This window comes from Microbacterium sp., assembly GCF_047607465.1.
Taxonomy (GTDB): domain Bacteria; phylum Actinomycetota; class Actinomycetes; order Actinomycetales; family Microbacteriaceae; genus Microbacterium.
Map to the genome: position 1 here is coordinate 1 of NZ_JASGCY010000009.1, position 2,907 is coordinate 2,907.

General features: G+C 73.8%; 3 protein-coding genes. All 3 read right to left on the reverse strand.

All coding sequences use genetic code 11. The features are described 5' to 3' along the window. Positions 1-977, reverse strand: a 977-nt coding sequence (locus QM568_RS01275; RefSeq protein WP_415135013.1) for an ABC transporter permease, incomplete at its 3' end; no start/stop codon positions are given. 55 nt (positions 978-1,032) lie between these two features. Continuing rightward, entirely contained in the window at positions 1,033-2,556 is a 1,524-nt protein-coding gene (locus QM568_RS01280) for an ABC transporter substrate-binding protein (protein WP_415135015.1), read from the reverse strand. Then, on the reverse strand, positions 2,553-2,907 hold a 355-nt coding region (locus tag QM568_RS01285), incomplete at its 5' end, for an ATP-binding cassette domain-containing protein (RefSeq protein ID WP_415135017.1). The genes QM568_RS01285 and QM568_RS01280, both read right to left, overlap by 4 nt.

Consider the following 2,907-nt stretch of genomic DNA (forward strand, 5'->3'; position numbering starts at 1 on the left):
ACCCGGCCGTCGGTGCGCGCCTCCGGCGAAGCCGGCAGCGAGCCGGGCGGCAGCGGGCCGCCGCGCAGCGCGCGTCGAGCGAGGGTCGTGAGCACCCCGACGAGCACCGCGGCGAGCGCCATCAGCAGGACGCCCGCCTGGAGGGCGGGGATGTCCTGGGCATTCGCGGATCCGAGCAGGTAGCGTCCCAGTCCCGGGATGGCGAACACCTGCTCCACCGCGACCGCCCCGCCCAGCAGACCGATGAGGGCCAGTCCGAGCTGATCGACGACGCCGGCGGCCGCGCGGCGGAGCACGCCGACGAGGATGACGCGGCGCGGCGCTCCGGCCAGCCGCCACACGTGCACCCAGCGCTCCTCCGCGACGCCGGCGACGGCATCCGAGAGCAGCCGCCCGAGAAGCCCGCCGGCCGGGATGCCGAGCGCGAGCGAAGGCAGTATCGCGGTGTCCAGGCCCGTCCAGCCGTACGGGGGCAGCCACCGCAGCTGGACGGCGACGACCACCAGCAGCGCACTGGCGAGCAGGAACTCCGGCAGCGCAGTGAGTGCGACGCCGACGGGGCCGGAGCCGCGCTGCGGCTGATCGCGGAGCACCCGCACCGCGACCGGCGCGACGAGGGCCGCAGCGATCGCCAGCGCGACGACGATCGCGAACAGGGTGAGCGTCGCCGAGACGCCCAGCGCGCTCCAGACGCCGGGGCCGATCTCCCCGCCGCTCACCCACGAGCGGCCGAGGTCGCCGCGCACGACGCCGGCCCACCAGCGCAGGCTCGTGACGACGGGCCCGCCGTCGAGCCCGAGCTCGACCCGGATGGCCGCGAGGGCCTCGGGGGTCGGCTCGAGCTCGGCGTACCGGGCGCGCAGCACGGCGGCTGCGGGATCGAGGCGGGACAGCCAGGGCAGCGCCCCGGCGACGAGCAGCAGGACGAGTCCGCTGAGGATGCGCGAGACGGTTCCCAGCGCGTTGCTGTGACGCACGGTGCTCCTTGTGCTTTCGGCGGTCTTGCGGCGATCGAGGTCGCTCCGCGGGCGGTCAGTCGGCGTCGAGATGGGTGTCGGCGACGACGAGCAGGCGCTCGCGCGGATCGCGCACGGCGTCGTGCACACGCGCCGACTCGCCCTGGATGACGCGCTCGTGCAGCAGCGGGACGGCGGCGTCCGTGCCGAGGACGAGCGCCTCGGCGAGCATGATCGCGTGCTGGCGCTCCTCGCCGGCATCCGTCTCGGACGCCTTCGCGATCGCCTCATCCACCGCGCCCGCGCACAGCTGCGAGATCGAGAATCCGCCGTCGCAGGTGAAGTCGGAGGCGAGGTAGGCGACCGGGTCGCCGGAGTCGAGCACGGTGGCGCGCGAGAGGATGAAGGCGTCGAAGGCGCCGTCGAGCGCGTCGGCCTCGATGTACTGGTACTCGCGGACGTCCTGCTGCACGTCGAAACCGGCAGCCTCGAGCTGCTGCTCGAGCATCACGGCGACTTCGGGGAGCTCGGCGCGGTCGGTGAAGGTCCCGAGCGTGATCTTCACCCCGTCGACCTTCACCGGCTCCGCTCGTCCGGCGAGCGCCTGCTGGTAGTCCGCGTCGTCGCGGAAGCCGGCCGCGTACGGCAGCGCGGGACCGAGCAGCCCCTCGGCGACGTCCGCACGCCCCTCGTAGACCGAGGCGACGATCGCCGCGCGATCGATGGCCTCGCGGGCTGCGGCGCGCACGGCCGGGTCGACGAACGGCCCGCTCTCGGTGTTCAGGTACAGGGTGTTGGTGCGGGGCATCGGAACCTCCGTGAGCAGATCCTGATCGATGGCGGCCGCCTGGCCTGCGGGGATCGCCTCCACGATGTCGGCGGTGCCGGTGCGCAGGGCCGCCGCGCGGGCGGTGCCGTCCGGTACGAAGGTGACGTCGATGCCGGATGCCAGGGCGGGCTCGCCCCAGTAGTCGTCGTAGCGGTCCAGGGTCGCACCGGTGACGCCGTCGACGGCGACCAGCTCGAACGGACCGGTGCCGGTGCCCATCGGATTCACGCCGCCGGCGGTGTAGGCCTCGGGGGCGAAGATCGCCAGCTGGGGGCTGGACAGGCGCTGCGGCAGCAGCGGATCCGGTGCCGCCGTGGTGATGCGCACGCCGTCGGCGCCCTCGACCTCGACGATCAGCTCCGTGCCGTTGAGGATGCGCGGCACGGGGGTCGCGTCGATCGCGTGCTGCAGGGAGTTCACGACGGCATCCGCGGTGAGCTCCTCGCCGTTGTGGAACGTGACACCGCCACGGATGCGGAAGTGCCAAGTGAGCTCGCCCTCCCGGTCCCACTCCTCGGCGAGGCCGGGCAGCGCGTCGCCGACCTCGTCGAGCACGACGAGCGTCTCGGAGGTCGACCAGCGGGACAGCTTGAACGCGTCGTCGCTCAGCGGGCTGAGCCCCGATCGCGGCGGCTGCATGTGCGCGACGGCGATGCGGTCATCGGTGCCGGCATGGGCGTCGCCCGCGGGGGCCGAGAAGCATCCGGTGAGGCACAGGGCGCCGGCGAGCGATACGGCCAGCAGGGTGGAGCGGAGTCGTGAACGGGTCATCGGTGGGTCTTCCTTCTTCGGGGTTCTGAGGTCCGCTCCGGCGCGACGATGGTCATCGTCCTCGTGCAGCGGGCGGCGATCTCGGGGTCGTGGGTGACCAGCAGCAGGGCGACGCCGGCGTCGACGGCGCTGGACAGCAGCGCTGTCGAGACCGAACGGGCCGTCGTGGGGTCGAGCGCGCTGGTCGGCTCGTCGGCGACGAGCACCGCGGGGCTCACAGCGAGGGCGCGGGCGATGGCGGCGCGCTGCGCCTGACCGCCGGAGACCTCGGAGGGACGGCGGTCGAGCAGCGCGGGGTCGAGATGCGCGAGCTCGGCGGCGTCGCGGACGAGCCCACCAGTGCGCTGGACC